Source organism: Mesorhizobium sp. USDA 3734, from assembly GCF_056279665.1.
In genome coordinates this window covers 5,643,381-5,670,213 of record NZ_JBWCCW010000001.1, presented here as the reverse complement: position 1 = coordinate 5,670,213, position 26,833 = coordinate 5,643,381, and the positions used below count along the sequence as shown (strand labels likewise).

30 protein-coding genes and 2 pseudogenes are annotated in these 26,833 nt (G+C 57.0%); 8 read left to right on the top strand and 24 right to left on the bottom strand.

The window, feature by feature from the left end:
• Position 1: 1 nt before the first annotated feature.
• The 9 genes from ACZ89F_RS27215 to ACZ89F_RS27175 all read right to left on the bottom strand — a co-directional run bounded on the left by ACZ89F_RS27215 (position 2) and on the right by ACZ89F_RS27175 (position 7,653).
• Positions 2-715 (bottom strand): SDR family oxidoreductase, encoded by a 714-nt coding sequence (locus ACZ89F_RS27215; RefSeq protein ID WP_476097405.1) that lies wholly within the window; start codon positions 713-715, stop codon positions 2-4.
• Between the two features lie 29 nt (positions 716-744).
• Complete coding sequence (locus tag ACZ89F_RS27210) at positions 745-1,197, bottom strand: MaoC family dehydratase (protein WP_476095109.1); 453 nt, start codon at positions 1,195-1,197, stop codon at positions 745-747.
• Complete coding sequence (locus ACZ89F_RS27205; RefSeq protein ID WP_476095108.1) at positions 1,190-1,591, bottom strand: Zn-ribbon domain-containing OB-fold protein; 402 nt, start codon at positions 1,589-1,591, stop codon at positions 1,190-1,192. Before ACZ89F_RS27205 ends, ACZ89F_RS27210 begins: the two co-directional genes overlap by 8 nt.
• Before the next feature lie 2 nt (positions 1,592-1,593).
• The gene (locus tag ACZ89F_RS27200; RefSeq protein ID WP_476095107.1) at positions 1,594-2,760 is read right to left on the bottom strand and encodes a thiolase C-terminal domain-containing protein; all 1,167 of its coding nucleotides are present in this window, start codon (positions 2,758-2,760) and stop codon (positions 1,594-1,596) included.
• A 31-nt stretch (positions 2,761-2,791) separates the two neighbouring features.
• On the bottom strand, positions 2,792-3,559 hold the full coding sequence (locus ACZ89F_RS27195) for an enoyl-CoA hydratase-related protein (protein WP_476095106.1): 768 nt from the start codon (positions 3,557-3,559) through the stop codon (positions 2,792-2,794).
• A 197-nt stretch (positions 3,560-3,756) separates the two neighbouring features.
• Positions 3,757-4,791: an ABC transporter substrate-binding protein gene (locus tag ACZ89F_RS27190; RefSeq protein WP_476095105.1), complete on the bottom strand. Its 1,035-nt coding sequence runs from the start codon at positions 4,789-4,791 to the stop codon at positions 3,757-3,759.
• Between the two features lie 119 nt (positions 4,792-4,910).
• Positions 4,911-5,696: an ABC transporter permease gene (locus tag ACZ89F_RS27185; RefSeq protein ID WP_476095104.1), complete on the bottom strand. Its 786-nt coding sequence runs from the start codon at positions 5,694-5,696 to the stop codon at positions 4,911-4,913.
• On the bottom strand, positions 5,693-6,529 hold the full coding sequence (locus ACZ89F_RS27180) for an ABC transporter permease (RefSeq protein WP_476095103.1): 837 nt from the start codon (positions 6,527-6,529) through the stop codon (positions 5,693-5,695). Before ACZ89F_RS27180 ends, ACZ89F_RS27185 begins: the two co-directional genes overlap by 4 nt.
• Before the next feature lie 23 nt (positions 6,530-6,552).
• A complete protein-coding gene (locus ACZ89F_RS27175) occupies positions 6,553-7,653 on the bottom strand; it encodes an ABC transporter ATP-binding protein (protein WP_476095102.1) in 1,101 nt (366 codons plus the stop codon).
• A gap of 324 nt (positions 7,654-7,977) precedes the next feature.
• Between ACZ89F_RS27175 and ACZ89F_RS27170 the strand changes: the two genes are divergently transcribed.
• Complete coding sequence (locus ACZ89F_RS27170; protein ID WP_476095101.1) at positions 7,978-8,856, top strand: NAD-dependent epimerase/dehydratase family protein; 879 nt, start codon at positions 7,978-7,980, stop codon at positions 8,854-8,856.
• 299 nt (positions 8,857-9,155) lie between these two features.
• A complete protein-coding gene (locus tag ACZ89F_RS27165) occupies positions 9,156-10,076 on the top strand; it encodes a LysR family transcriptional regulator (protein WP_476095100.1) in 921 nt (306 codons plus the stop codon).
• 320 nt (positions 10,077-10,396) lie between these two features.
• On the opposite strand, the pseudogene ACZ89F_RS27160 reads toward ACZ89F_RS27165, so the two are convergent.
• The 8 genes and pseudogenes from ACZ89F_RS27160 to ACZ89F_RS27125 form a co-directional block, all read right to left on the bottom strand.
• A pseudogene (locus ACZ89F_RS27160) lies at positions 10,397-10,738 on the bottom strand (ATP-binding protein); the annotation flags it as partial.
• 50 nt (positions 10,739-10,788) lie between these two features.
• A complete protein-coding gene (ehuD, locus tag ACZ89F_RS27155) occupies positions 10,789-11,448 on the bottom strand; it encodes an ectoine/hydroxyectoine ABC transporter permease subunit EhuD (RefSeq protein ID WP_476095099.1) in 660 nt (219 codons plus the stop codon).
• The gene (ehuC, locus tag ACZ89F_RS27150) at positions 11,445-12,104 is read right to left on the bottom strand and encodes an ectoine/hydroxyectoine ABC transporter permease subunit EhuC (RefSeq protein WP_476095098.1); all 660 of its coding nucleotides are present in this window, start codon (positions 12,102-12,104) and stop codon (positions 11,445-11,447) included. The genes ehuD and ehuC overlap by 4 nt, the downstream gene beginning before the upstream one ends.
• Before the next feature lie 59 nt (positions 12,105-12,163).
• Entirely contained in the window at positions 12,164-13,015 is an 852-nt protein-coding gene (gene ehuB / locus ACZ89F_RS27145) for an ectoine/hydroxyectoine ABC transporter substrate-binding protein EhuB (protein WP_476095097.1), read from the bottom strand.
• Between the two features lie 53 nt (positions 13,016-13,068).
• A complete protein-coding gene (ehuA, locus tag ACZ89F_RS27140; protein WP_476095096.1) occupies positions 13,069-13,857 on the bottom strand; it encodes an ectoine/hydroxyectoine ABC transporter ATP-binding protein EhuA in 789 nt (262 codons plus the stop codon).
• A gap of 64 nt (positions 13,858-13,921) precedes the next feature.
• Positions 13,922-14,773: a TauD/TfdA dioxygenase family protein gene (locus ACZ89F_RS27135; RefSeq protein WP_476095095.1), complete on the bottom strand. Its 852-nt coding sequence runs from the start codon at positions 14,771-14,773 to the stop codon at positions 13,922-13,924.
• Positions 14,774-14,813: 40 nt separating this feature from the next.
• The gene (locus ACZ89F_RS27130) at positions 14,814-15,548 is read right to left on the bottom strand and encodes an aldolase/citrate lyase family protein (protein WP_476095094.1); all 735 of its coding nucleotides are present in this window, start codon (positions 15,546-15,548) and stop codon (positions 14,814-14,816) included.
• The gene (locus ACZ89F_RS27125) at positions 15,545-16,210 is read right to left on the bottom strand and encodes an aldolase/citrate lyase family protein (protein ID WP_476095093.1); all 666 of its coding nucleotides are present in this window, start codon (positions 16,208-16,210) and stop codon (positions 15,545-15,547) included. The genes ACZ89F_RS27130 and ACZ89F_RS27125 overlap by 4 nt, the downstream gene beginning before the upstream one ends.
• Positions 16,211-16,544: 334 nt before the next feature.
• On the opposite strand from ACZ89F_RS27125, the gene ACZ89F_RS27120 reads away from it, so the two are divergent.
• Positions 16,545-17,318 (top strand): GntR family transcriptional regulator, encoded by a 774-nt coding sequence (locus ACZ89F_RS27120; RefSeq protein WP_476095092.1) that lies wholly within the window; start codon positions 16,545-16,547, stop codon positions 17,316-17,318.
• Between the two features lie 388 nt (positions 17,319-17,706).
• Here ACZ89F_RS27120 and ACZ89F_RS27115 read toward each other — a convergent pair whose 3' ends face one another.
• Complete coding sequence (locus ACZ89F_RS27115; protein ID WP_476095091.1) at positions 17,707-18,453, bottom strand: MBL fold metallo-hydrolase; 747 nt, start codon at positions 18,451-18,453, stop codon at positions 17,707-17,709.
• A 25-nt stretch (positions 18,454-18,478) separates the two neighbouring features.
• The gene (locus ACZ89F_RS27110; protein WP_476095090.1) at positions 18,479-18,784 is read right to left on the bottom strand and encodes an RraA family protein; all 306 of its coding nucleotides are present in this window, start codon (positions 18,782-18,784) and stop codon (positions 18,479-18,481) included.
• Between ACZ89F_RS27110 and ACZ89F_RS27105 the strand changes: the two genes are divergently transcribed.
• Positions 18,783-19,154: a hypothetical protein gene (locus ACZ89F_RS27105; protein ID WP_476095089.1), complete on the top strand. Its 372-nt coding sequence runs from the start codon at positions 18,783-18,785 to the stop codon at positions 19,152-19,154. The genes ACZ89F_RS27110 and ACZ89F_RS27105 overlap by 2 nt on opposite strands.
• 168 nt (positions 19,155-19,322) lie before the next feature.
• Here the strand turns inward: ACZ89F_RS27105 and ACZ89F_RS27100 are convergent, their stop codons facing one another.
• A complete protein-coding gene (locus ACZ89F_RS27100) occupies positions 19,323-19,472 on the bottom strand; it encodes a hypothetical protein (protein WP_476095088.1) in 150 nt (49 codons plus the stop codon).
• 326 nt (positions 19,473-19,798) lie between these two features.
• On the opposite strand from ACZ89F_RS27100, the gene ACZ89F_RS27095 reads away from it, so the two are divergent.
• The 3 genes and pseudogenes from ACZ89F_RS27095 to ACZ89F_RS27085 form a co-directional block, all read left to right on the top strand.
• Positions 19,799-20,062 carry a hypothetical protein gene (locus ACZ89F_RS27095; RefSeq protein ID WP_476095087.1) on the top strand — a complete coding sequence of 88 codons (264 nt, stop codon included), beginning with the start codon at positions 19,799-19,801 and terminating at the stop codon, positions 20,060-20,062.
• 25 nt (positions 20,063-20,087) lie between these two features.
• A complete protein-coding gene (locus ACZ89F_RS27090; protein WP_476095086.1) occupies positions 20,088-21,230 on the top strand; it encodes an aromatic ring-hydroxylating oxygenase subunit alpha in 1,143 nt (380 codons plus the stop codon).
• Positions 21,231-21,318: 88 nt separating this feature from the next.
• A pseudogene (locus ACZ89F_RS27085) lies at positions 21,319-21,567 on the top strand (ATP-binding cassette domain-containing protein); the annotation flags it as partial.
• Here the strand turns inward: ACZ89F_RS27085 and ACZ89F_RS27080 are convergent.
• Positions 21,473-22,177: a TetR/AcrR family transcriptional regulator gene (locus tag ACZ89F_RS27080; RefSeq protein WP_476095085.1), complete on the bottom strand. Its 705-nt coding sequence runs from the start codon at positions 22,175-22,177 to the stop codon at positions 21,473-21,475. The pseudogene ACZ89F_RS27085 and the gene ACZ89F_RS27080 sit on opposite strands and share 95 nt — an antisense overlap.
• Positions 22,178-22,307: 130 nt before the next feature.
• Here ACZ89F_RS27080 and ACZ89F_RS27075 point away from each other — a divergent pair, with 130 nt between their 5' ends.
• Entirely contained in the window at positions 22,308-23,147 is an 840-nt protein-coding gene (locus ACZ89F_RS27075) for a flavin reductase family protein (protein ID WP_476095084.1), read from the top strand.
• Positions 23,148-23,601: 454 nt separating this feature from the next.
• Here ACZ89F_RS27075 and ACZ89F_RS27070 read toward each other — a convergent pair whose 3' ends face one another.
• The 3 genes from ACZ89F_RS27070 to ACZ89F_RS27060 all read right to left on the bottom strand — a co-directional run bounded on the left by ACZ89F_RS27070 (position 23,602) and on the right by ACZ89F_RS27060 (position 26,820).
• On the bottom strand, positions 23,602-24,690 hold the full coding sequence (locus ACZ89F_RS27070; protein ID WP_476095083.1) for a LacI family DNA-binding transcriptional regulator: 1,089 nt from the start codon (positions 24,688-24,690) through the stop codon (positions 23,602-23,604).
• 257 nt (positions 24,691-24,947) lie between these two features.
• The gene (locus tag ACZ89F_RS27065; protein ID WP_476095082.1) at positions 24,948-25,952 is read right to left on the bottom strand and encodes a LysR substrate-binding domain-containing protein; all 1,005 of its coding nucleotides are present in this window, start codon (positions 25,950-25,952) and stop codon (positions 24,948-24,950) included.
• A gap of 157 nt (positions 25,953-26,109) precedes the next feature.
• Positions 26,110-26,820: a ribonuclease activity regulator RraA gene (locus ACZ89F_RS27060; RefSeq protein WP_476095081.1), complete on the bottom strand. Its 711-nt coding sequence runs from the start codon at positions 26,818-26,820 to the stop codon at positions 26,110-26,112.
• Positions 26,821-26,833 lie beyond the last annotated feature (13 nt).

The window sequence follows — 26,833 nt, the reverse complement described above, 5'->3', positions numbered from 1 at the left end:
CCTAGGCGCCCGACGACCCGCCATCCACAATAAGGGCTTGGCCAGTAATGTAGCTGGCGTCGTTCGACGCAAGAAAAGCCACCACCGAGGCGATTTCGGCTGGCTGCGCGGCTCTGCCCAGGGCGATACGCCGAAGCCAATCTTCCTTGACGTCATTTGGCACGGCCGCCGTCATTTCGGTCTCGACGAAACCAGGTGCGACCGCATTGACCAGGATGCCGTAGCGGCCTGCCTCCATGGAGACTGTCCGTGTCAGGCCAACAAGGCCAGCTTTTGCCGCGGAATAATTCGATTGGCCAAAGGCCCCGAACATCGCGGTGGAGGCGAAGTTGATGATGCGCCCCCAACCCCGGGTCGGCATGACATGGAGGGCAAACTGACAACCCAGCCAACTGCCATAGAGATTGGTGTCGATCACCGAGCGAAAATCGCTATCGCTCATCTTTCGCAAACTGCGGTCGCGCGTGATTCCAGCCACATTGACCAGGATATCGACGTCGCGGAACGACTCGGGCACCTGGGACAACAATCCGTCCCAGTTCTCGCGAACGGTCACATCCAACTTCGCGACAATTGCCTCGCACCCATCGGACGTGAGCGCTGCTGCCGCCGACCGAGCCTTGTCAAGATCATAGTCCGTGACGATGACCCTGGCGCCTTCAGCGGCCAACCGCGCAGATACCTGCCTGCCGATGCCGCCTCCAGCGCCGGTCACAAGCGCCGTATGGCCTTCCAGCCTGGAGCTCACGCCACCGCCTCCTTGTGCCGCTCGACGAGCAAGGTATCTTCCCCGTCCAACACCACATCTCCATCCTGATTGTGCAATCGAACCTGGAGGGTGACCAGGCCGAAGCCTCGATCCAAGCCTTTGTCCTTGATATCCTTGATTTCCGCCGCGAAACTGACGGTGTCACCGGCGAAAACTGGCTTTACAAAGCGACGGCGCGTTTCGGCCATGGCAATGATTGCCCAGTCGTCTATGGGTGAACGGAGGCCGGCGCTGATTGAAGCACAAAGCATGCCGTGCGCTATTATGCGGCCGAACTTCATTTCCTTCACGGCGACAGCGTCCGTGTGCATCGGATTGAAATCACCAGTTAACCCTGCGAACAGCACAATGTGGGTTTCGGTAATCGTAATACGTGACGATTTGGCTTGGTCGCCTATTCTAAGGTTTTGCAAATATATGCTAGACATTTTGCCTCTCTGCAAATCTAAATACTGGATAATTGCTTTCAGTAGACGGGCTTTGCGTGGACATGCTGACTCGGTCACCGACGGCAGGGGTCGCATCATCGGGCCCCTCAAGGCGGGCCAAAATCAAGGGACCCTCGGCTAGCTCCACGAGGCCAAGAAGCACAGGCCTGTCGTACCGCGTCGACGCGGGGGCCAGTCCGCGATGCATCCTGCAAAAAGAAAACACCGTTCCCATTCCAGACGCTTTCACCCAGTCCACACCTGCGTCCGAGTGGAGCGAGTGGTTTCGGGGGTACCATTGGAACAGACCGGTGCCTTTGCATCTCTGTATGTAGAGCTCGTTCTTCTGAAGCTTTTCAAAGAAGAATGTGCTCAGCGCGTCGTGGACGACCATTCTCAAATCCGCATGAAGATGGCGGTCGCTGCGGAACACAGGGTCCCTCCGACCGCATGCGCCAGAGCGACATTCGGATCAGGGATCTGCAGACCGGGGCTTACACCGCGCAGTTGGCGAACGCTCTCGATAATGGTGAAAATCCCGCGTTTGCCGGGATGGTTGGAGGAGAGCCCGCCGCCGTCCGTATTGCAGGGAAGTCTCCCGCCAAGCGTCAGCTGGCCATCGGCTGCCATAGGCCCGCTTTCGCCAGGCTTACAAAATCCAAGGTCTTCGAGAGCCAGAAGAGGCACAATCGTAAATGCGTCGTAGAGCTGGGCGACGTCTACTTGGGAGGGCGTAATCCCCGCCATCGAGAAAGCACGTTGACCTGACACCTTGCCCGGCGTCACAAGGTCTTTATTCATCTGACTGAGTTGCATTCGGTGAATCTGTGCACCGAATCCCGCCACCCGTATGGGCGCCGCTCTCGAAGAGCGCGCAATATCTGCCCTTGCGACAACAATGGCGCCGCCTCCGTCGGTCACCAGGCAGCAGTCCAACAACTTCAGCGGCTCGGCTATCGGAGCCGAGGTCATTACGCTTTCGATTGTTATCGGATCTCGTTTGGCGGCATCCGGATTGAGACTGGCATGCGCGCGAAACGTCACCGCCACCGAGGCCATTTGCTCTTCGGTCGTGCCAAAAACGGCCATGTGGCGGCGCGCGAACAGGGCGTAGCTTGCAATGATCGACGTCTCGAGTGGTGTCTCATACACACCAGGCCCCGCAGGAAGATACATTGGCTCCAGGGGAGGGGTGGTCAGCGTCCAGTGTCGAGGCGTTGCCGCATAGGAAATGACCACGACCTTCGCCAAACCGGCTTCTATTGCTGCTACAGCTTTTCCCAAATGGACGAGGTAACTGCAGCCTCCCACCTCGGTGCTGTCAAAATACGTGGGGCGGATACCAAGATAATCCACGAGATCAACGATATCTTGAACGCCGCCGCCCTCGCTCCAGTCACCGCAAGCGGCGCAAAACCCATCCACGTCATTTAGCGACAAACCAGCATCCGCCAGGGCTCCACTGATGACCTCGTGATGGATGGAAAATGGGTGCATGCCCGGTGCTTTGCGGCGGGGCGATTCGAATACCCCGGCGATTATGGCTCGTGAAAAGGAATTCATTGTGCACTGTTCTTAATGGGGTAAGATTCTGTCACCGTCCTTTGAAGTCGGGTTTTCGATGCTCGAGAAACGCTCTTTGGCCTTCGGCGAAATCGGCGCTTTGTGTACACTCGTGAACAGCCGCAACGATGCCCTGAACATCGCGATCGACAGGGGAGCGAAGCAGCTCACGAATCGTGTATTTCGCAGCTTTGAGCGAAAGCGGGGCATAAGAGGCGATGCGTTGCGCTTCCTGAAATACGAACGCGTCAAGTTCGTCCGCGGGTACGATCTTCGAGACGAGTCCGATGCGAAGCGCCTCTTCTGCCTGCACCAAACGGCAGGATAGAATAATTTCTCTCGCGCGGGCCGCACCGACAGCGTCGATCAGTGTCTTTGTGCCCGTTCCCCAGGCCGTGCCGAGCTTGGGATCCGGAGCGCCGAAGACCGAATTCTCGTCTCCGTAACGGATGTCGCAACGAAGGCCGATGTCGAAACCGCCGCCCACGCAATAACCGTGGATGAGCGCAAGGACCGGCTTCGGAAACCGGTCCAGCGCATTTTGCGCATGCAGTACGACGCGGTCGAATTCATCCTGATCGTAATCGGCAAAATTGGCAATGTCGGCGCCCGTGGTGAAGGCCCGCCTGCCATCGCCGCAAAGGACGGCAACGCGGACGTCCTCCGACTGCGCAAACCTGTCCAGTGAATCACCAAGCTCTTGCCACATGTCATGGGACAGCGCGTTGAGCTTCGACGGATTGACAAAGCGAATGATGCCAACGACGCCTTCCGTTACAACTTGGAGATGTGCCCCCATTAAATTACCTCTCCCTGCCTCCCAGCGGCGTTCAGATCATCTTTAAGGTGTCAGTCGCGGTTTTCTATTTCATTGTTGAAATCAATAAATTCACGGCCGTAAATATTTCGAAAGGTGCAACCATTTCGTAAGCAAGCCATAAATACAAACCGCCGGCTATACGGCCGGCGGTTCACTTTCAACGGATTTCCAGCAGCTTACTCCTGCATAAAATCAGTCCAGCGGCTCTGGGCTTCTTCGCCATGCTCGGCCCACCACGGTCCATCCATCCAGACCTGCTTCTTCGCATTTGTCGGAGAGCCAGGAAGTTCTTCCGCACGCTTTGGCGAGATTATGCCGAGATCGAACGACGCCTTCGCAACGGGCGAGTTTGGTGTCAGTTCTGTGGCGCGAGCCTGCTTGTCCGGGCTTGCTCCGCTCATCAGCATTTTAGTTGCCAGTGCCAGATCTTTCACGCCGCGCGGAATGGCCATGCAGTCAGCGATCAGGACGCCCTGGTTGAAGGTCGACGCATAGGGCGCGCCCGATTTGATCACCGGCTCGAAGCGTGAATTCCAGATCCCGATCATGTCAACCTCGCCGTCCCGCAGCAGTTGGGCAGACTGTGCTCCGGAGCTCCACCACACCCGGATCGACGGCTTCAATTCCTTCATCTTGGTGAATGCCCGGTCCAGATCGAGTGGATAGATTTTATCCAGGCTGACGCCGTCGGCGAAAAGGGCGGCTTCCAGATTGCCCGACGCACCGTCGCGCAGTGCGCGCGTTCCTGGGAATTTCTTGACGTCCCAAAAGTCAGCCCAGGTTTTCGGGCCGTTGTCACCGTACTTCTTGGTGTTGTAGGCGATCATGTAGGACGCCGTATTCACTTCGACATAGTGGTCGGTGACGAATTTGGGATCGTAGCCCATCTTGATGACCGCATCGCGATCGATCTTTTCAAATAGACCTTCCTTTTCGCCAACCGCGCATTCGTCGACGCCAAACTCGATGACGTCCCACTCCACCGCATTCGCGTTCACCTGGTTACGAACGTCCGAGACACCGGAAAGGCTGTCCTCCTTGATGGTGATGCCAAGCTCCTTTGCGGTTGGTTGCCAGATGACCTTTGAGAAGGTTTCCCCCGATGCTCCCCCGTAATTCGCGATGGTTGCAGTGCCGGCCGCGAGCACAGAACTGTTCGCAGTCACCGCCATTGCGCTCGCGATGAGCGCGCTAGCCAAGAACTGTTTCATACCAATTTCCCTCTGGTTCTTTATAGGTTTAGGCTCCTCAACAATGCAGCCGGCATGGCCCGTTTCAATAACGGACGTTGAAAGCTTATATTGACCCGGCCTTATGTTCGCAGCATGGGCTACGGAGAGCGCTTGGCCCCGTTGTTTCGAATGCTCACCAACGCGGCCGCCAGCGATAGCCCAATCAACATGGTCGAGATCGCCGCAATGGTCGGATCGTACTGGTCGCGCATGTTGATGAACATACGCCGCGCCAGGGTCGACTTTTCACCCAGGCTGATAAGGAGGGATATCACCACGTCATCGAGTGAGGTCAGAAAGGCGATCAAAGAGGAGGCGAGAAGCCCTCCTTTGACCATCGGCACCGTCACCCACAACATGGCATACCACGCCGGGGCGCCTAAGCTGCGCGCCGCTTTCTCCAGTTGCAGATCCACCTGCGCCAGGCTGGCAAGCATGGTCACCACGACGAACGGAATCGCCAAGGCCGAATGGGCAAAGGCCAGGCCGATGAGTGTGTTGACGAGGCCGATACGGGCAAATACCGCGTAAACACCTATCGAAATCAGGATCGTCGGCACAATCAACGGCACCAACAACCAGCCCATCAAAGGGCCGCGCCAGCGCGTGTTGAGTCCGGTCAGGCCGTGCGCTGCCAGAAAGCCCAGCGGCACCGATATAACAATCGTGAGGAAACCGGCTCGGATTGATATCCAAGCCGCATCCATCCACTCAGGGGATTGGAAGAAATTCGCGTACCAGCGAAGGGAAAGGCCGTCCGTGGGCAGTTGCAGAAAATCTCCGTTGGAGAAAGACATCGCCATGATCAAGACGATCGGCCCAACCAGAAAAAGCAGGGTGAGAACGGCCAAGACCGCAGGAATGACCGAAAGCATCCGGCTCATTGACGCAACTCCGAAAACTGGGCACCCGATTTCTTGCTGACTCGCGCCGCGGCAAGGAGCAACAGCAAGGTCAGAAACAACAGGATCACCCCCAGGGAGGATGCTGTTTCCCAGTTGGGGTAGGTGGTGACACTTTGCTGGATCTTCATCGAGATCATGATGACCCGACCCCCGCCGAGTATTTGCGGGGTGACGAAGAAGCCGAGCGAAAATACGAACACCATCAAGGCGCCAGCAGCAATCGCGGGCATTGTAAGGGGCACGAATACGCTCCAGAACGTTCTGGCCTCACTGGCCCCGAGGCTCCGCGCGGCCTTCAGGCAATTTGTGTCAACCGAATGCATCGAGCTGTAGAGCGGCAGGACGAAAAGGGGCAGGGTGACGTGCGTCATGCCGATAATGGCGCCGGTGAAATTGAATACGAGATCCAACGGTTCCGAGACAATTCCCAGCGAGACCAGCGCGTCATTGACGAGGCCATTCCTCTGCAGCAGGACCACCCAGGAGTAGGTCCGCACGAGCGCTGAAGTCCAAAATGGCAGCATAACCAAAGAAAAGAGCGCTAGTTGTATACGTGGCTGCTGCTTGTAAATGAAATATGCGACAATATAACCGAAGACGGAAGCAAGAATTGTAACCAGTCCGCTTATCACAAAAGTGTTGGTAATAATCCGGATGTTCGACGCAGAGGATAGCGATTTGACGTAGTGCGCAACCGTCAGGTGGCCCTGATCCAGGAACGAAATCGCGAAGATCGAGCAGAGCGGGAGGATCGCGATCGCCCCGACAAGCAGCATGGCCGGCAGTATCAGAAACAGGCGTTGCTTGACCATTGCTACCTACCCACCATTGTCAATTATCTCGGGATGGCGACAACGTCATCCTCGCGCGTCTGGACAGACAGGCTGTGGCCAGATGAAACGAGTTGATCGAATGGCGTAACCCCGGCCTGGATCCGGACCTTGATGTCAGTGTCGCCGCAACGAAGTTTCACCATGGTGCTGTCGCCCTGGTAAACGTGTTCCGTAATCCGGCCGGTGAGTATATTGGGCCCGTCGGTTCCTGGCGGCACCACCTGAAACTTTTCAGGGCGGATCACGACAAAACAGGCCCCCTGCATCGCCGCGCCGTTACGCGCGTGAAACATCCCCAAGCTGCTGGTTAGGATTCCGGAGTCTGCAGTAACCGGAATGATGTTGGAGTCGCCCAGAAACTCAGCCACGAAGCGTGTGCCGGGCCGCTCGTATATCACTCGGGGCGTGTCGATCTGAGCGATCACACCGCCCTCCATCACCGCAACCCGATCACCCATGGTCAGTGCTTCTCTCTGGTCATGGGTCACGGAAACGGTCGTGGCGCCGGTCTCCTCGTGAATCCGACGCAATTCAAACTGCATTTCCTCCTTAAGGTTCTTGTCGAGAGCGGAGAGGGGCTCATCCAAGAGTAGGACCGGGGGGGAGAAAACGATCGCGCGCGCCACAGCGACGCGCTGTTTTTGTCCGCCGGACAATTGATTGATCCGTCTGTTCTCAAATCCCCCCAGCCGGACCGTGTCGAGCGCAGCTCGGACCTTTTCATCTATAACGGCGCGGGGGAGCTTTCGCAGTTTGAGAGGGAAGGCGATGTTGGCCGCGACATCTAGATGCGGGAACAAGGCATAGTTCTGGAAAATCATGCCGATATCGCGCCGGTCGGGTGGCGCGTGCGTGACCTCCCGATCCCCAAAAAGGATTCTTCCGCTGCTCACCCGGGCAAAACCGGCGATGGCGTTCAGGAGCGTCGTTTTTCCGGAGCCCGAAGGTCCGAGAAGGACGACCATCTCACCTTTGGGAATGGTCAACGACACGCTTTTCAGAACGCTAACTGCACCATAGCGAACTTCAACTGCATCGATTGAGATCGTCACACCGCCTGAGTTAGAGATCGCGCTCGCGCCCCCTAGTCGCTGATGCTGCATACGCAATTTCCTAGTTGCAGACCCGGCCCATTGCTGATTTTCAAAAAGCGTTAAGCGGGAGATTATCGGCCTTTGCCGGCTTGTAAATCAGCAGATGCGAATTCTTACTTGTTGGCGTATCCATGGAAGCAGAGACCCCCTGCGACGCTGGCGTGGCATCCGACGGGCGACTGACTCATCCGCTCTTACCGCTCAAAGCTGACACTAGCTTCTTCGGTGGACCCGACCGATGGCCGAGTGTGAATGGAACTATTGGCAGTTACCCATGTGACGCCCGGCGCAATGTTGCTAAGATTCTTCGCTCACACAATCAAAGGAGACGCCGTGCGCAAAGTGGTCATTACTGGAGGGTTCGGGCGGCTTGGCAGGCATCTGCTTCAAAGGCTTGAGGGCCAGGCGGAGATTTCGGTCATCGATCCAGCCGCTGCCCCGCGAGGCTTCAAGGGCTCGATAGCTGCTGGAGATATCCTCGATCTTGACACGATGGTCTTGGCGTTTCGCGGACAGGACGCCGTTGTTCATCTTGCCGGCGCCGACGCATCCTGGAATTGTACCCCCACGACGACCTTTCAATTGAATGTTGAGGGTACGTGGAAAGTGCTGGAAGCGGCGCGGATCGCGAAGGTCAGGCAGGTGATTGTCTGTTCCAGCAGCTCGGCGATTGGCATCAATGCAACCAATTTCCCGATGCACCTTCCCATCAACGAAGCACACCCGCCGATGGTGACTGGCACATATGGCCTTTCGAAGCAATTGGGCGAGCAGATGGCTCGGACCATCGCCTTGGACAACGCGATGCGTATCGTCTGTATCCGGCCGTGCTATGTGATGTTCCCCGAGATCATCAAGTATGTTGGCGAGGTCATCGAAACACCCGAAGAGAATGGGACGGGCAGCGCTGGCTCCGGCATTTACCGGGAGGGGCTACCAGTCAGTCGGGCTCATATCGACCCCGATGACGCAGCTGACGCTTTCTGCCGCGCACTCGACTACGAGGGGCCACTGTTCTCGATATTCAATATCTGTGCTGATGATATTTACGGATCGGTACCTTCGCTTGAATATGTGCGTCGCGTATACGGCCGACTTCCCCGTCTTTGGGACATCCAGCGGTTTGAGGACGACAGTTTTGCTTCCCTGATCGACAATCGGCGAGCAAAGGAGGCTCTTGGCTGGCGGCCGCGCGTTCGATGGGTACGTTAGAGCCCAGGCCACGTCTGTGGGTGATTCTTGGTGCCGGTGCCTGGTAATAGGGCGTCGCCACGGCAGCCGAGTCGCTGCACGCTTTCTCATGCCGATAAAACTGGCTCATGCCGATGAAACTGGCCGGCTTTAGTGTAGCCGTTGTTCCCCTTGCATTGTCATAGTTTTTGAATCTCTCGCGCCGTGGCGGCGAGGTATTTTTTGCTGATGGAGCTGCGAGACAGGGACTCTTTTAATCGTAGACAGGAAGACCGGCATTTGCACAATGGGAAACCGGCTCTCATCCTGGAGTGCAAATCGTGAATGGCTTCAACGACCTAGACCTGCGACTGCTGCGAATTTTCTGGGTCGTCGCTAAGTCTGGGGGATTCACCGCGGCCGAAGCCACCCTGAATGTTAGCCAGAGCACCATTTCCAATCACATGGCTGCCCTTGAGCAGAGGTTGGGATATAAATTATGCCGTCGCGGAAGGGCCGGCTTTAGCCTGACGGATCGAGGGACCCGGGTGCTTCACGCCGCAGAGAAGCTGTTCGGTGCGATAGACGCCTACCGGTCAGATGTTCGAAATCTAAAGAGTGAGCTCTCCGGAGAATTGAACATCGGGATCATCGACAGCATTGCGGATGATCCAAATTGTCCAATATCCGAGGCCCTGCGCCGCTTCAGCCGGCGAGATCATAACGTCATCTTCAATATAAGAATGATGAGTCCGCAGCAACTAGAGATTTCTGTGCTGGATGGATCTCTTGATATTGGAATCGGTTTTAGCCCGAAGCTGACAACGGGGCTGATTTACGATCGTTTATACGATGAAGAGCATTTTATGTATTGTGGCTCTGGCCATCCACTTTTTGGGGTTACCGATGTCGAGACAGTAATGGGGACGATTCACAATTATCGAATAATATCAAAAAGATATTGGAACCTGCGAGATGTAACGAATATAGGATTCGATCGTGCTGACGCTACTGTAAACGATGTTGAGTCTGAGCTTATATTGATATTGTCGGGGTCTTATATCGGATATTTGCCAAGGCATACGGCGGAAAATTATGTAAGTTCAGGTAAATTATACGTTATATTGGAGGAAAGGTTCAATCATTCGGTTTCTCTTCACCTGATTCGCCCTAAAGGAACAGCTTTGACGAAAGCTTCGGACTATTTCATTACCGATCTGTTGGCGGCTAACAAAGATTTTCAGCATAAAATTTGTCAATGACATTAGTTAACTGAAGCGCCACCGGTTGCGATGACGGCTTCGAGCGAGGCGTCGACCTGCTGTCAGGGCTCGGTTCTGGTGGTGGACGGCGGCGCCACCGCGCGCCAATAGGCGCTCTGGTAGTAGGGGGTGGGAAAGGTCTCGCCTAGCGCAATGGCCCGGCTTCGCGTTCACTTCACGCTCGGTGAAGCCGGAAGCGCTCCCCGTAGGTCTTGGGAAGCCCGGCCCTTGCGATCGCTCCCGAGAACCGCTCTCGCGCAAGCCATTCTTCGACGCGGCGCCGGAATGCGAGCAGCGTGCGGGTCGGCGTTATGGGGTGATCAGGAGCGGTTCTTGAATCGCCAGGATTCGTTTCCGGCCTCGATGATCTCGCAGTGGTGGGTGAGACGGTCGAGCAGCGCCGTCGTCATCTTGGCGTCGCCGAAGACACCGGCCATTCGCCGAACGCCAGATTGGTGGTGACGATGATCGAGGTCCGTTCGTAAAGCCTGCTGATCAGGTGGAAGAGCAATTGCCCACCGGCTTGTGCGAATGGCAGATAGCCGAGTTTATCGAGCACGACGAAGTCCAGCCTCGTCAGGTAGTCAGGTCTCAAGTTGGTTGACGAAATCGACGACATTGAAGAAGCGACCGCGCGCTCCGTTGCGGATCAGGGATCGGGCAGATTGCCATGAGCCGTCGGTCGCGTTCCCAGGGTTAGTTTGCGCGTTCGCTAATGTTCAATCCGACCGAAACGCCTGTCCAACAGGTGTACGATGATCGTCGTGGGAATGCTCAATGCGAGAAACAGTACTCCGGCCATGGTTATGGGTTCGATGTAACGATAACTGAAGTTGGCCACGTTACGGGCCTGCGTCATGAGTTCGACCACCGTGATGGCGGAAAGCAGGGGTGTTTCCTTAAACATCCCGTTGACATAGTTCGCAAGCGCCGGGACGATTGGTGGAACAGCCTGTGGCATGACGATGCGGGTCCAGGTATGCCAAGTCGAAAAGCCGCATGCGTGCGCTGCGTCCCATTGCCCCCGGGGCACTGTGGCGATGCCGGCTCGATAAACCTCCGCCATGTAACATGCGTAGTGAAGGCCGATTCCGATCACACCAGCTTGAAACGGCGACAGCGTCAGGCCGAACTGTGGGGCCATGTAAAACAACACAAAAAGCTGAACCAGAAGCGGCGTCGAGCGAATAAAGTCCGTAAAAGCCACAATCGGCCACCGAACCCAACGGCTTGGCATCCCACGCCCCACTGCGAACAAGATGCCCAATAGAAGCGCAATTAAGCTTCCCACGAGTGTGGCCTGCAGGGTCACGACCATGCCTTCGAGCAGTCTTGGCATGAAGTTCGCGACGAAATTCCAGTCCCAGTTCACGCTGCTTCTCCCAGTCGACGTACCATCCGTCGTTCCAGCGTGCGCATCATGATGACCAGACTCATCGCGAACGCGAAGTAGAAGGCGAGGATGCTCAGATAGGGCATGACCGTGTCGCCGGTTGCGGATCGGATCAACTGAGCCTGGAAGGTGATGTCGGCGACAGTGATGAGAGACACGACGGCGCTGATCTTGGTCAACTCGACAACCTGATTGCCGAACGGCGGCAACATGATCCTCAGGGCCTGGGGCAAGATGATGTGGCGAAAACTCTGCCAAGTCGTGAAGTTGAGAGCGACGCACGCTTCTCGTTGGCTTGCAGGCACCGAGCGCATGCCGCCGCGTACAACCTCGGAAGCGAACGCACCGACGTTGAAGCCCAGCACAACGATTCCAGCGACGATGGCAGGCAATCGCATGCCGAGAAAGGGCATTACGTAGAATACCCAAAAAAGCTGGACATAAACCGAGGTGCCCCGAAGGAACTCTACCAAAGCGACTGCCGGCCATCGAACCGAACGCCAGGCACTCAATCGGGCGAGACCTGCCGCGAACGCAAAGACTAGCGCGATTACCATACCACCGAAGGTCAGGAGAACCGTAACCTTGGCACCTTCAGCAAGCAGCCGCATTTGGCTTTGCAAATCCATCGGCATCCCCTTTCAGATAGCTCGCCGACGCTGCCGACCGTCACGATCGGCAGCGTCGAAGGCTATCAGTTTTCACTACCACAGAGCTGGACCCGGGTGATTTTCTTCGGTTCGTCGGTAGGAAACCCGTACTTGTTGAGAATGCGGTCGAAGGTCCCATCGGTCTTCATGGCGGCAAGCTCTTTGTCGTAAGCATCGCGGAAGCTCTGGTCCGCCTTGCGGAAGACCGCCCCGCCACAACCAACCGCCTTGTCTTTAATCGGCGATACGATGTCGAGCTCGCTTTCAAGCTTGTTTTTGCGCACCAGTGTAACGGATGAAACGGCGGGGTAGCCGTAGGCATCGACGCGCCCCGTGCGCAAGAGCTGAATTGCACTTTGCTCGTCGCCGATCAGAACCAAACGATCGTCAGGAATGCCTGCATCGCGAGCATAGGTTTCCTCGACGCAGCCGCCACAGGTCGCAAGGCGTGCCTTGGGATTGGCTGCTACATCTTGGTAGGTTTGAAGGTTGAGCGGATTGCCCTTCTTCACGACGAAGGCAGCAGCGTCGCATAGATCGGGCTGAGAGAAGACAACTGCGGCGCAGCGTTGCGGATTCAGGTAAAGGCCAGCCGCGACCACGTCGAACTGACCAGCGTTCAGGGCTGGTATCATTGCACCGTAATCGACAATCGTCGCTTTCACGTTCGCAATGCCGAGCCGCTTGAGCGCTTCGACTGCCACTTCAGGCGCCGCCCCCTGAGGCTTGCCATCTGCAGAGAGTTCTGCCCAAGGCGGCGCGTTCCCAATGGCGATACTGATTTCACCCGATTTTCGGGCATTATCGAGCGTGTCTTGTGAAAATGCTGCAAAAGGCACAGCCGCGACCGATCCAAGGGCGATGGCGAGTGCAAGTAAAACGTGAGAAATGCGCATTTCGTTTGTCCTTCCATTGAGATTGTTATTGGTCCAAAGTCGGCAACGCTCCCCTAAAGCGCGTGACCGGCCGCTATGATTTTGCGCAGGAATGCGCGCGTCCGTTCTTCTTTTGGATTCTGAAATATTTGATCCGGATCGCCTTGCTCTACGATTCTTCCCTTCTCGAAGAACAAGACCCTATCGGCAAAGGAGTGAGCGAAGCTCATTTCGTGAGTGACCAGCAGCATGGTCATGTCCGTCTCGGCGGCGAGCTTGTGCATGACGCTCAGCACTTCCTCGACCAATTCCGGATCAAGCGCCGAAGTGACCTCATCGAAAAGCATTATCCGAGGTCGCAGGGCCAGGGCCCGGGCGATCGCCACTCGTTGCTTCTGCCCGCCTGAGAGTTGAGCTGGTTTTGCATCTGCCTTCTCACGCAGACCGACCAGATTGAGAAGTTCTATGGCACGTTCCTCGGCGGCCTCGCGGGATGCCTTCTGTGTCAGGCGCTGGGGCAGTGTGACATTCTCCAGCACCGATAGATGCGGAAACAGATTGAACTGCTGGAACACCATTCCGATCTGGCGACGCATACGGGCCAGATGTTTGTTCCCAGCAGGGAACAACGAGCCATTCGCCGAGCGCTCCTGCAGGAGGGATTCGCCATCCACCATGATGCTTCCGGAATCGATGGATTCCAAAGTCATCAGGATACGCAGGATCGTGGTCTTGCCGGAGCCACTAGGCCCGATCAACGCCACTTTCTCGCTGGGCTGAACGCTCAGAGAAAGATTGTCCAACACCTTGAAGTCGCCAAACGACTTGGAGACATTGGAGAACTCTATGATCGGGCTGGACATAGCTTCTCATTCGGGTGGGTTTAAGGGAAACGGCAGACAGCCTCCTGTCGGTCGCATGCGCTGTTTACCAGGATGGCCATTCACCCGACACGGTCGTTCGGTGCATCCGACGTCGTCCGGCTGTAACCGCACCACGGCTGTGGACGGTACAACGATTGTCCCAGACAAGCACATCGCCTTTCTTCCAGCTGTGCTCCCATCGGAACTCTGGGCAGAGCACATGTTCCCAGATCTGCTGGAGAATCTCGTTGCTCTCGTCGACCGGGAGCCCGACGATATAGCCGTCGCCCTCTCGCCCAAGAAACAAGGCTTTCTCACTGGTTTGTCCGTGTTTCCGGACCAACGGAAACCAGGGTCCCGGAGACTGCGACGGGTCGTTGTTTTCGACGTGATCCGACTTGACGAGGTTGTAGTTCTTACGACCATGGATCAGGATCGCGCGGTCGACCTTCTGCTTCATTATGTCAGGCAGCGTGTCATAGGCTGCGGCGGTATTCGCAAAGCGGGTGTTCGATCCTGTCTCGGGAACTTCAAGGCCATGCAGGATCAGTGCCGAATTTGGCATGGGCATCGTATCCGTGTGCCAAATCGCCTCGCCATTACCCAAGGCACCAATTGGCTTTCCGTCGATCTCGACGTTCGAGACAACATCCACGATGCCTGGAAAGTCGGTATCCAGTTCCCGATGGTAGTCGACCGGACGATCGTCTCGCAGCACTTCCCCGAAGATCGAGCTGAACTCGATTAGCTGTGGGTCGTCCAGCGACTGCCCGCGGAAATAGATGACCTTGTGGCGAAGAAAGGCTTCTCTGATAGCAGCACAAGTAGGCTCATCAAGGCCACGCGACAGGTCGATCCCGCGAATTTCCGCGCCGAGCGCTGCTCCGCTGGGCATCACTTCAATTGCTTCACTCATGGGTACTCCTCCGTGGGATTGAGCGTTCACGTGAACGAGATCACAGTAGTTGAATTGGTTCGTCCGCTCCTCGCAGCGCGGCTCTTTCAAGGGCCCGCTTTGCGCGCCGGAAGCGCTGTCGCACGACCATCGTGTCTGTCTGAAAGGTCAGGAGTGGGCAGTTCTGGCGCTGCCAGAAGGCAACATCCTCAAGCGTCCAGGCGCCCATTTCCCACTGTTTGCCGAACCGCAGCGCCGCGTCGCGAAGGCGAAGCTTGTAGTTCAGCGTCGATATGTCGGCATACCCGTTCCCGTAAAGACCAAGATCCTGAGCAAGGTCGGCTGGTCCGATCGCAAGGCAGTCGACGCCATCGACTGCCGCTATCTCGTCGATGCATTCGAATGCTCGTCGAGACTCAAGCATTACAGTGAGATGGACTTTTTCAGGCTGCGAAGAGGAAGCTCGGGCGACCGCTGCCGCCTCCAATGCCTGTGACGCGGCATCGATGCGCGGGATATAGAGGTTGTGAATGCCGAGTTTCACCGCCTTTTCGATGTAGTGCGGCCTCCAACCGGGGAGTCGAAGCCAAAAGGCGAGGCCGATTTCCTCCGTTATGTCCGCCAGGTCTCCGGCGGTGTCCCACGTGATCGGCGTGTGCTCCATGTCGAAGCGGACGAAGTCCAATCCTGCATCCGCTGCCGCCGCCAAGGCCGCACGCTCGCGGAACATCATGATCCAGGTGCCCAGCTGAGCCTTTGGCCGTGAAAGCAGGGAGGTTGAAGCACTCTTGCTCACGTGATCACCTGCGACGACAACGCCCTGGGAGATGGCGTCGCACACATTTCAGCCAAGCCCATCGCGAGTTCGGCAACCTCGGTCGAGAACACGATGGTCGCCACTCCTGACTGAAGCATGCGACCAAAGTCATCCGTCGAGTCAGTGCGCGCATAGGTCGACCTCCCATGCGACACCGCAAGGGCACTAAGCTCGGTTAGGCTTGCCCACCAAGCCTCGGAACGACCCGTTCCGGGCTCCGCCAGCGCATACGCGTCGATGCCATCGACCTTCATGATCATCGCCGTTTCGGCGCGATCAAGGCCGAATTCCACTTCCACCCCCACATGCAGCATGTCGTTTATCGCGAGCAGGTCCTGAGGATCGTCCGCATAGTCATTCTGGGGCCCTGGCTCGAATGTTCCTCGACTGCCTAGAGGAGCGTACCTCGTCGCCTGAACGAGTCTCTGAGCCTGCGATGCATCTCTGATAGCAGGCAAATGCAACCCCTGTGCGCCGCCTTCAAGCACCGGACCAAAAAGAGTCCGGTCGTGGGAAGGCATGGCAACAACTGCGGGCAGTCCCAGCGCTCTGGCCAGCATCGCGCACGAGGCTATGGCTTCAGTCGTGCAGTCCCCTCTGGCATCGATCTCGACTAAATCCGCAGCTTCCGCCTTCAACAAGCCTGCCACTGCCGGATTGGCGAACGCCCGGAGCCCTATTCCAAGGCGAGCCCGGGAGGCTGGAACCTTCATGAGATTAAAAGATAAAGACATTATACGTTATTGCTCCGCATCGAGTACGCGACGAGGCCCTTCTTGTCGTTGGTTCGGCTAAAAAAGACCATATTTCAAAAAAGAATGCAAATACAAAATGCATTATTGATTGGTCATTATGAGGAAATTTTGATACATAAGTGCTGAAATTTTCGGCAGTCGGTACGCCGCGGTCGACGACGTTGGTAGTGCCATCGAATGGCAGCTATGGTACGGCTTTGAGGACGGACGGAGCGGATCTTTGGCAAACAACGGCGACCTCGACGGCATCGGGCCGCTTTTCAAGCAATTTCAACGGCAGATCATGCAGCGGATCGTCGCCGGCGATTATGGTCCTGGAGACCGAATCCCGCCTGAAGCGGAACTGATGGAGCAGTATGGTGTCTCACGCCAGACCATCAGCAAGGCGCTTTCTGAGCTCGCCAACCAGGGACTTCTGGAGCGCAACAAGCGCGCCGGTACAATCGTTTCGAAGAGCTTTCGAGAGCGCTTCGCGATGCCTGTCCGTGATGTCTCTACCGAGATCATCGATCGCGGAGGGCTCTATGAGTACGCTATCCTCGAACGGAGGGTCATCCAGAACGGACATGGACCGTTGCAGTGGGCAGATCTAGGATCGACATCTCGCTTCCTGTACCTGGAAGTGATCCACTATGCCGACAACACGGTCGCGCAGCACGAGCGGCGCTTCATCAATCTCGAAGCATTGCCGGATGCCGCCGATGCCGACTTTTCTGCTGAGCCGCCCAGCCGATGGCTCGTTCGAAATGCTATCTGGTCTTGGGTGCGCCACCGACTGACCGCCGTAAACGCCCCTGACACGCTGGCAAAATTGCTGCAGGTTCAGCCTGGAGCGGCGTGCATTGTTCTGGAGAGGCGCGTTTACAAGCGCGAGCTGGCGGTTGCCATGGCGTATCTCACTCATCCGGGCGACCGTTTCGCCCTTGATGGTGACTTTGGACTGGCGTCGTCCGAGCATCCGCTAGAGACCATAGGCAAACCGGCGCGGGGATAGGTCGAACATCGCCACAATTGCTTCAGCCGGCGAAGTGAGCGGTCTTGGTCTGCATGAAGAATCCGATCGTGCCGGGCCCCATTCTGTCTCCAAAGTTAGAGGCGCTACGGTCGCCGAACTGCACGGGTAGTGGAGCCGAAGGACCGGGAAGTTGACCATCCCCCCTGTAGCTGACCCGGATGAACGCGGGGCTTTCGCGTGTTGATACAACAAGGCGGTGAACGTCGGGTCGCCCGCGCGGCTGCTGCGTTTCTTAGCGCGGATTCCTGCGTGGTGTAGGAGAAACCTGGCTCTCCCTGCGAAGACGGGGTCGGGTTTGATCACTAGGCTGTCGGCGCGCTATAGTCCGTGTTGGGACCACATGCAGATGCAGCCTTTGCGGCCGCGACTAGAATCGCATGTGACATCCTGTCCTGCGCTTTCCGGCAACGTATTCATCGATCAACTGGCGGTAGCGAGTTCTGCCGAAGCTGGGGAAGTGTCCGCCGTGCACCACCGTGACCGCCAAGTCACGCAACCGCTCCAGCGTGGCAACGTAGGCGGCCACGCTACTGTGATAGGCGTTATCGATCAGGGGGCCATCATAAATGATGTCACCCGAGAGAAGAATGCCCGTTCCTTGCTCAAACAGCGCGATACCACCAGGCGAATGGCCCGGCGTGTGGACCACTTCGAACGCGCGGTCGCCGAGGTCGATAACGTCCCTGTCTTCCAGCACGCGATTGGCCGGCGCGGGCTGGACGCGGTAGTGCGCCGTGCTCCAGCCGCGAGGTTTCGCATCGAACATGTCGTCCGTGGCGTAGCGATCGGCGAGCGTGCGGTCATTGCGCGGGTTGGCCAGGGTTGCAGCCTCGGCACGGTGCACGCAGCGGTCTGGAAACTCGTGGTGACAGCCTATGTGATCGAAATGGGTATGGCTGGCCACGCAGACGAGTTTGCGCTCGCAGGTCAGCGCGACATTGGCTTTCAAGCCGACGTGACCGAGACCGCTGTCGAACAGCAAGTCGCGATCGCGACCCCGCACATGCCAGATGTTGCAGCGGAAGAAGGGCTTGATCCACGGCTCGTGTATGAGCGTGATCCCGTCCCCCATACGGATCGTCTCGTACCAATCACGATGTTCGATTGATCGCATTTGAAATCTCCCGGGTGGACCAGTTCTATTCCTTGGCTGTCGTCTCACCCATGGAAGCCGCATGCATCGCATCGAGTTGGGTGAAGTCGAACTTGCCTGACTGACAGTAGAGCTTGACGCCGTTTTCCTCGGCGATGATTTCGTCCGCGACCCGCATGAGTTCCACCGGATCGATGCCTTTTGGGACGATTGTCGCACCGTGATCGTCCATGTGAAGCAAGTCGCGTGGGTTGATTTCCAATCCGGCGACGCGCACTGGCGTGTCCAGAGCAATGTAGCGGACGTTGGCATGGCCAACGCTGACGCTTGCCGCAAAGAGGCCGAAATCCATGCCCGCTATATCGTGGATATCCCTCACGGCTCCATTTGTCAGCACGGCGACGCATTCCCAACCGCTTGAATATGGCGGCGGCGACATCACCCCAGGCGGCTGCGCGTCCAGGCTGCGTGTCGAGATCCTGGACCACCGCTATGCTGGTTGTGCCAACGTTGGAGAAGTGCTCCCAAACCTGTTTAAAGGTCAGATGGCTTTCCTGCTCGGCGAGGGGAAATTCCCCGATGAGCTTAGCAGTGACCGCGTACCCGGCGACACTACCGACCTCGGGGAGGATGCTGCGGATGGACTGATCCGTATATCCTTCCGCCTTTGGGCGCACGCCGAACCGCTCTATGGCATCATAGATGATGGGGGTTCGATATGACCGTAGCCGTTCCAAGACACCCCTTGAGGCAAATTCGGCCATTGCATTTTCCTACCTAATTTAGAGGCGACTTCAATATTATGGCCATGTTTTTATGGGATTCGTCAACGTAAAAACAAAAAAATTGGAGTTGAATATAGAAAGCATTGATTGCCGGCCGCTCGTGGGCTACTCATGAGCCAACAAAAAAGGGGAGCGAGCCATGATTTCGATCACCAGACGATCAATGCTTGCGTCTTCGACGATGGCCGCCGTCGGGCTGCCGGGAATGCGTGAGATATCGAGCGCGGCAAGGGCGGCCGAGGTTATCACCGGCATTGAGTGGGGTGGTCCATATATCGACGCGCTAAAGCAGATCCCCGCCAGGCAGACCCAGGCAGACGTTTCATGGGAGCTTCACGCGTCGGGAGCGGCGGCAATTCTGGGCAAGTTGAAGGCATCAGGGCCGAACTCGCCCTATGATTTCATCGCGGCGGACGATCCCAAGCTGTCGTCGATAGCGAAGCAGGGATGGGGCCGCGAAATCGATCCGGCCTCAATCCCAAACCTTAAGTCTCTGCCCTTGAACCTTGCCGCGAAGTCCGGTGAGCCGGTGCACGCGCTAACGCGCTCCCACCGCCTACCTGGTCACCACCAGATAGGCGGTGCTGTCATCGAGCAAGAACAAGGAAAAGGTGTCGAAATTTCTCAACGTCTACCTCGAGCTGCAGACCTTGACCACCTACTGCGAAACCGTCGGCGAGGTTCGCGCCAGCACCCGGGTCGCGACGCCGGCGGGCATGGACCTGCTGAAGGTCTCCGAAGAGGAAGCCAAGAAATTCACGTACCGGCCGGATTGGGCTTATCTCGCGACCAAAGTCAGCGAGTGGACCCAGCGCTGGGAAACAGAGGTAGCTCCTCTTCTGTAGCATCTATCGCAAAAGGAAATTCGCTATGATTGTCGAGATGAAGCGCGCGGACCGGTTTTCATCGGTCTTGACCGATTTTCGCAAAGCAACAATGCTTCCCAGCGAGGCCTACATCGATCCGGCATGGTTTGCTGTCGAAAAGAAGCAGATATTTGAGCAGTCCTGGATCGTTGTCGGACGTGCCGAGCAAATTCCCAATAGGGGCGACTTCTTCACCGTGCATATCGTCGGGCAATGCGTCCTGGTCGCGATGGGTGGTGACCAAGTCATCAGGGCGTTCTCGCCCAGTTGTCGTCATCGCGGGGCGCTAATCGCCGAAGGCGAAGGAAACAAGGCGGCTTTCGTCTGCCCCTATCACCGCTGGACCTACGGGCTTGACGGTCGGCTCATCGGGGCGCCGGAAATGGACCTAAACCCTAACTTTCGCAAGCAGGATTTCCCGCTCGTCAGCATGGGTTGTGAGGTGTGGAACGGATTCATCTTCGTCAATCTCGACGCAAGCGCGCCGCCGGTGGCGGGTGTCCTTGGCGGCGCCGCGGATCTGCTCAAGCCATACAAGCTGGAAAACATGCGGTTGGCGCGGCAGAAGCAGTACACCATCAAAGCCAACTGGAAGTCCTACATCGACAACTCCATAGAGGCCTATCACGTTGCGAGCGTCCACGCGCAGAGCCTGCAGCCGGTTGCTCCGGGTTCGACGTGGATTAACGAGCCCCACGAGAATTACCTGCTTCAATGGGCGGAATTCGCCGGTCGGCTCGGAGTGCTACAAGGCGAGGACGGTTTTCCCCCCATGGACGGCTTCAGCCTCGACACGCCGTCCAAGCACACGCTGATCACTCTGTTGCCGAACACTGTGCTGACCATGTCGATCGATGCGTGCTGGTGGATCACCCTCTATCCCTTGGATGTCAATACCAGCACGCTGGTCGTCAACCATGCTTTCCCGGACGGGTATGCATCGCGTCCCGACTTCGACGAAATCGCCGAAAGATATTTCAGGCGCTTCGACGTCGTCAGCCAGGAGGACATCGAGATCACCGAGATCCAGCAGCGCGGCATCACGTATGGCCGGCGCATTCCCGGACTGTACCAGGAGCAGGAGGTCTTGGTGCACGCATTCGCGCGCTACTACCTCGAGCGGGTAGGCGATTTGGTGGAAACCTGAGAACAGCTGGTAAGTCGCACGAGGAACGGGTTGACTGAATGCCGACGCGTGAAGCAAGAACGAGCCGCATCCAGCACACTTAAAGCAGGGCGAAATTGGTGCCTTGCTTGCTCCGAGCGGTTGCGGGAAGACGACGACTCTGCGGTCCATAGCCGGGTTCGTGACGCCCGATCAGGGCCGGATTTTCATCCATGGCGTGGACGTGACGAAGTATCGCTGCGGATTTCACCTAGGCGAGCATTCTACCGGCGCGATGTGCCCGAGGTCGTCACGACATAAGGCCTTAAGGCGGTCTCGATGTTCTGGCGCAGGCGCTCGATCAGGTCCTCGAAGGTGAACTCGTCGTCAGCCAGGAATTGCTGAAACCAGAAATAGCCGCACGAATGTATAAGCTCTACCACATCGGCGGCATTCAGGGCTGGGGAAAGCAAGCCCACATGCTGCAGTTTGTTCATAATCGACGTCTGGTAGATGATCAGGTCCTTCTCATGGCTCAGCCGCTTTTCGAACGCTTCGCTCCATCCGGCGATAGTGAAAGCGGCTATGGCGTGGCGCCACAGAGGCTTGTCCAGATAGCGCATACTTTCGCTAACCATGATCCGGTAGAAATCGACGAAGGCTTTCACGGGATCGCGAGGCGGATCTGCCAGGAGATTGGCGAGCGCCTTCGGCGAATGTTCACGATGGAAGGATACAAGTTCCATCAAAAGAAGATCCTTCGTCGGAAAGTAATTGTAGACGGTTCCCGCAGCCACATCCGCCTTCCTGGCGATTTCTTCAATTTTACTTTTCTCGAAGCCGTGAAGTATGAACTCGTCCGAAGCGGCCTGCAGGATACGAAGTTTTCGTTCGCCCTTGGTGCGCTCCCTTCGACTTATATCCGCGCTTTCACGAAGCGGGCTCGCTTCGTTGTCAACCATATTGCTGAAGCTGGCATGATTCGCCATGTGTAGTTCCGCTGCGGTCAGATTGAGCGTCCGGATAGGCAGCGTTTGGCAGCCGGCCGAAGATGTAAGGATTCTCGAGCTTGTCTCAACCGATGGGAAACTCCTACCAGCATTTAACGCTGGCGCCCATGTGAGCCTCTTCCTCTCAGATCACATTGCGCGTCAATATTCCATTGTAAGTGATAGCGCAAATCTCGAAAAATACACCATTGCCGTGCGCCTTGGCGCGCCATCTTACGGCGGCTCGGCCGCAGTCCATCGGCTTGAACAAGGCGAAGAAATCTCAATCTCTACGCCGGTCAGCACCTTCAGGCTGGCCTCAGGCGATCACAAGTCGATATTGGTCGCAGGCGGCATCGGGATCACGCCGCTCCTGTCGATGGCCCACGAGCTGTCGAAACAGGGTCGAGAGTTCGTTTTTTACTATCTCTGCCGGCACCAGCACCATATCGACACCTTTGACAAGTTGATCTGCGAGGAGTGGTCCAGCTTGCTGCACAAATATTCGTCAGAAGAGTCAGGTATTCGGTCGCAGGCCCGAATATCGATGATCGCGCAGGAGCTTAGCGGACAGGAAAAGATCTACCTTTGCGGTCCAGAAACCTTCCTGAAATTCTCTGTGGAACGTTTCGCCTCCAAGGTCGGAACGGCAAACGTATATTTCGAGGCCTTTGCCGCGACAGTTGCCGAAGAATCTGACCGACCTGGTTTCCTGGTCGAACTGGCGAAAAGCGGGCGTGTCATCAAGGTCGGGCAGGGCGAGACCATCGTGCAAGCGCTGAGGAGAAATGGGGTACGCGTCACCACCTCGTGCGAAATGGGTATTTGCGGCACATGCGTCACGCGCGTGCTTTCTGGCAAGATCGATCACCGCGATGAGTTCCTCAGCGCATCGCAGAAGCAGGATGGCAAGGCCATCGTGGCCTGCGTATCGCGCGCGCAAGACGGGCGTCTCGTGCTCGATATCTGAAATCCTGCGCCGAGACTTGACGTTGGTCTCGCCGATTCCCTGGCGGATGCAGCGCCACCTTGCTTACGATTGGTCAATGCGTGATGTGTTGGTCGGTGCGCATCAAGGAAACCCGCCAGGGTGAGTGATGCCTTTGCCCGCAATAGTAATTCTTGCCGGGGGAGTTAGCGCAAAGCTCGGCACTTCCAAGGCGCCGATACCACAACTGATTCCTGACGTATTTCAGTGACGCAGCAGGCTATGGAGGTCTGCCTGTGAATCCCAGCGATCTTTCAATGACTTCGATATCTCGTCCTATTTCCGACCGGCCATCACAACCGTTCGCACGCCGGCTGTGGCGATTGGGCGGGGGCGGTAGAGGTCTTAGTCGATATCGGTGGGATCGGAAGGAGCAGGATCTGGTATCTCCAACGGCTGTTGACCATCGATTTAGCGCGCCGTTCAGCACCCGTCTTCAAGTTCGATGCGAACGCTTGATGAGGAAGCGCGACGTCGATGTGCCCGGGCGAAGCGAAAAAGGAACCGGCCTGGTAGCCTCCTCGGATGGGGAATTGCCTATTTTCTGCATCAAGGTCCGAACAGCTGTACGGCCAATTTCGTATGCGTTGGGATCTATAGCGGTCATTGAAGGCGTGGAATGAATAATTCTCGACGTCGGCATTGTCGCAATCAAACCAATATCATCGGGAATACCTATTCCCATCTTCTGCGCAGCCTTGATCACCCCATGGGCCGCCCCCTCATTCGTCGTAAAGATCGCGTCTGGTCGAGGAATCTGGCTGAGTAGGCGTTCCGCGGTCCGGGTCGCATGTGGCTCGTTAAGATTTGAGGCGCGGGCGACGATCGCCTCGCATCCGACAGCCACGCACCAGCTTTCGTAAGCGGCGATGATGTCGTTGATATAGGACTTGCGGCTGCTGAGTGTCAGCAGCGCAGGGCGGGTGTATCCTGCAGCTAACAGATGGTCCAAACCACAGAAGGTCAAATTCTTGATGTCATTGTCGACATATGACAACGACAGATTAGGAAGACTTTTGACGACGTCGTCTGGAGGGCGACCGGTCGTGACAACGACGCCACGTCGATCATTGAGGAATCTGAGCAACGACTCCGATCCCGTCGGATCCACCGCGATACCGCAGTCGATGCCCAATGCATCCATAATCCCTACGTCGATCATTGTAGGAATTACAGTGACAAGCCATCCCAGCTCCATCGCAGCTTGCGCCGCTCCGTTAAGCAGTTCAGTGAAATAAGCAGAATTTGGCAGCGTAACCTCGATCATATCCGAGGCGATCTGTAATGCGATCAGACGCGACGATCCGGTACGCAAGCCAGCCGCACTTGCGTTAGCGTGGTACCCGAGGTCGCGCGCCGCCTTCTCGACACGCTGGCGCGTCTTCTCGCTGACCCGTCCCTTGCCATTCACGTGGTGTGAGATTGGATTTCGGTCGACATATGCCGTTTTTTCTGTATTGCCGCGCACTCGACAGGCTGGCGCAAAAAGCGGTTGGTCGAGCACGTGCCGAACGGGGGCTATCATGTCTATGAACCCGACGGCCGCCGCGCCAAGGAAGTCAGCGAAACTCGCATCATCCTGGAGACGGGGTCGCCGAGGCGATGGTCTCGAACGCATCCGCTGAAAGCATCACGAGATTGAGCGTCCTTGCAAATGCCTTCGACCATTTGATCCTGATGGGCACGATGTTGGAACTATACGAGGCTCCTGGGGTCAATGGTGTCGGATCGGATTGGCGAACGGGTCGGTTCCGGCCCTCAGGCGCCATGAAAGTTAATGAGCTAGACGCCAGCGGATATGTGTGTTGGCACACCATTTCCGGCGGTCATCGCAGCCGTCACTGTTGCGGTCGCCTCTCGCCTGAGCCAGTTTCGGAGGGTCTCGATGGCCGGCTTGTTCGCGAAGTCCACGCTTGTCAGGATATAATACCCTTCGTCTTCGAGATCAAAGACGGTCTCAAACGGGGCAATCAGGCGTCCAGCCCTCAGATCCTTCTCGGCCAGAAGGTAGTTCGTGAGACAGACCCCCTGGCTTGCAGCAGCAGCTTCGAGCATCAGCGCTGCATCTCCAAAATACAGGACGTCGCGGAAGTGCACCGACTGGCTATCCGCTGTGTTGAACCACGAAATCCAGGCACTGCCATGGACTTCGTGCAGAACTGTCGCGCGGGAGAGGCAGCTAGGCGTCCGCAGATTAATCTCGTCCCGGTAGGCCGGGCTGCATACAGGAAAGTGATAGTCACTTGTCAGGCGCTCGGCGAAGACATCCGATTTCCATTCATTCTTGCCCCACCGGATCGCGACGTCGATGTCCTGTCTCTTGAAATCGACAGGATCGTTGGACGCGAGGAGCGTAATCTTGATTTGCGGATGCTCCTGCATAAAGCCCTTCAAGTGACTAACGAGCCATCGATTCGCGAGCGATGTGCTGGTGCTGATGCACAAAATGACGGAAGCGTCGGGGTCGAACAGGCGACCGCATCCGCGAACCAGCATCGTGAGAGCTTCCTGGACAACGTCAGCCAATATGGTCCCGTCTCTCGTCAACTCGACGGTCCGGGGCATACGGCGAAACAGGCGAACTCCGAAATAGTCCTCCAACTGCCTTATCTGCTGGCTGACAGCCGACGGCGTGACACACAATTCGTCCGCCGCAAGGCGAAAGCTATGATGGCGCGCTGCCGCGTCGAAAACGCGAAACAAATTCAGAGGTGGCAGTTTGGGAGCTTGCCGCTCGGCTTTCCGGGACGCCGCAGGCCCATGACGCAGGTTGTCAACCTGCTCCAACGCTGGATCCTTCAACCCAGTTATCTTACTGAGTTCCCTCATATTTCTATCGTGCCTCTCCTTCCTTCGACCGCAGCGCATAGCCGATCGTCCCGCCGGCCGGATAGTGAATTGCGATGATTCAAGGATGGCGTCATGGCATCAGTATGTTTGCAGATCAAACCGCGGCATCTTTCCTCCAGGCCGCGTAGCGGACCTTCGTTGCCTCATTCATGGGATAGAGCCCGGGTAGTGCCGCGCCGCGTTCGACTTCCTGCATGATCCATTCTTCCATTCGCTCCTGCTCCGGCGCTTCCGAGAGCACCTCCTCGAGCAGACCTTGCGGAATGAGCACGGCTCCATCCTGATCCAGAACGATTATATCATTCGGCAAAACTGCGACACCTCCACATCCGATGGGTTCTTGCCAGGCGACGAAGGTCAGGCTGGCCACCGAAGGCGGTGCGGCGCACCCGTCGGCCCAGACCGGGAGACCGGTACCGAGCACGCCCGGAAGATCCCTAACCACTCCGTCGGTCACCAGTGCCGCGACGTTTCGCTGCTTCATGCGCGCGCAAAGGATGTCGCCGAAGATGCCGGCATCCGTGATTCCCATCGCATCCACCACCGCTATGCAGCCCTCGCCCATCTGCTCTATGGCTGCACGAGTCGAAATGGGGGATGCCCACGAGGCGGGCGTGGCCAGATCTTCGCGGGCTGGAACAAACCGCAGCGTGAAAGCGCGGCCCACAATGCGTTCGTCGCATGGCTGCAATGGCCTGGCCCCTCGCATCCAGATCGAGCGAAGCCCTTTCTTCAGTAGGATGGTGGTGATGGTCGCCGTAGACACGCCCCGCAAGATTTTGAAGGCTTCGCTGTCGGTCGTCATGACTGCTCCTGCT

Bases quoted from the DNA above. Each gene is read 5' to 3' on its own strand.
- ACZ89F_RS27135 (WP_476095095.1), bottom strand. From the start codon at position 14,773: ATGAGTGAAGCAATTGAAGTGATGCCCAGCGGAGCAGCGCTCGGCGCG.
- ACZ89F_RS27100 (WP_476095088.1), bottom strand. From the start codon at position 19,472: ATGCCGGTGATAACCTCGGCCGCCCTTGCCGCGCTCGATATCTCACGC.
- ACZ89F_RS27200 (WP_476095107.1), bottom strand. From the start codon at position 2,760: ATGAATTCCTTTTCACGAGCCATAATCGCCGGGGTATTCGAATCGCCC.
- ACZ89F_RS27190 (WP_476095105.1), bottom strand. From the start codon at position 4,791: ATGAAACAGTTCTTGGCTAGCGCGCTCATCGCGAGCGCAATGGCGGTG.
- ACZ89F_RS27210 (WP_476095109.1), bottom strand. From the start codon at position 1,197: ATGTCTAGCATATATTTGCAAAACCTTAGAATAGGCGACCAAGCCAAA.
- ACZ89F_RS27060 (WP_476095081.1), bottom strand. From the start codon at position 26,820: ATGACGACCGACAGCGAAGCCTTCAAAATCTTGCGGGGCGTGTCTACG.
- ACZ89F_RS27185 (WP_476095104.1), bottom strand. From the start codon at position 5,696: ATGAGCCGGATGCTTTCGGTCATTCCTGCGGTCTTGGCCGTTCTCACC.
- ACZ89F_RS27205 (WP_476095108.1), bottom strand. From the start codon at position 1,591: ATGGTCGTCCACGACGCGCTGAGCACATTCTTCTTTGAAAAGCTTCAG.
- ACZ89F_RS27080 (WP_476095085.1), bottom strand. From the start codon at position 22,177: ATGGCGAATCATGCCAGCTTCAGCAATATGGTTGACAACGAAGCGAGC.
- ehuC (WP_476095098.1), bottom strand. From the start codon at position 12,104: ATGCCGATGGATTTGCAAAGCCAAATGCGGCTGCTTGCTGAAGGTGCC.
- ACZ89F_RS27105 (WP_476095089.1), top strand. From the start codon at position 18,783: ATGCCCGCTATATCGTGGATATCCCTCACGGCTCCATTTGTCAGCACG.
- ACZ89F_RS27180 (WP_476095103.1), bottom strand. From the start codon at position 6,529: ATGGTCAAGCAACGCCTGTTTCTGATACTGCCGGCCATGCTGCTTGTC.
- ehuA (WP_476095096.1), bottom strand. From the start codon at position 13,857: ATGTCCAGCCCGATCATAGAGTTCTCCAATGTCTCCAAGTCGTTTGGC.
- ACZ89F_RS27115 (WP_476095091.1), bottom strand. From the start codon at position 18,453: ATGCGATCAATCGAACATCGTGATTGGTACGAGACGATCCGTATGGGG.
- ehuB (WP_476095097.1), bottom strand. From the start codon at position 13,015: ATGCGCATTTCTCACGTTTTACTTGCACTCGCCATCGCCCTTGGATCG.
- ACZ89F_RS27090 (WP_476095086.1), top strand. From the start codon at position 20,088: ATGATTGTCGAGATGAAGCGCGCGGACCGGTTTTCATCGGTCTTGACC.
- ACZ89F_RS27070 (WP_476095083.1), bottom strand. From the start codon at position 24,690: ATGATAGCCCCCGTTCGGCACGTGCTCGACCAACCGCTTTTTGCGCCA.
- ACZ89F_RS27195 (WP_476095106.1), bottom strand. From the start codon at position 3,559: ATGGGGGCACATCTCCAAGTTGTAACGGAAGGCGTCGTTGGCATCATT.
- ACZ89F_RS27175 (WP_476095102.1), bottom strand. From the start codon at position 7,653: ATGCAGCATCAGCGACTAGGGGGCGCGAGCGCGATCTCTAACTCAGGC.
- ACZ89F_RS27110 (WP_476095090.1), bottom strand. From the start codon at position 18,784: ATGGATTTCGGCCTCTTTGCGGCAAGCGTCAGCGTTGGCCATGCCAAC.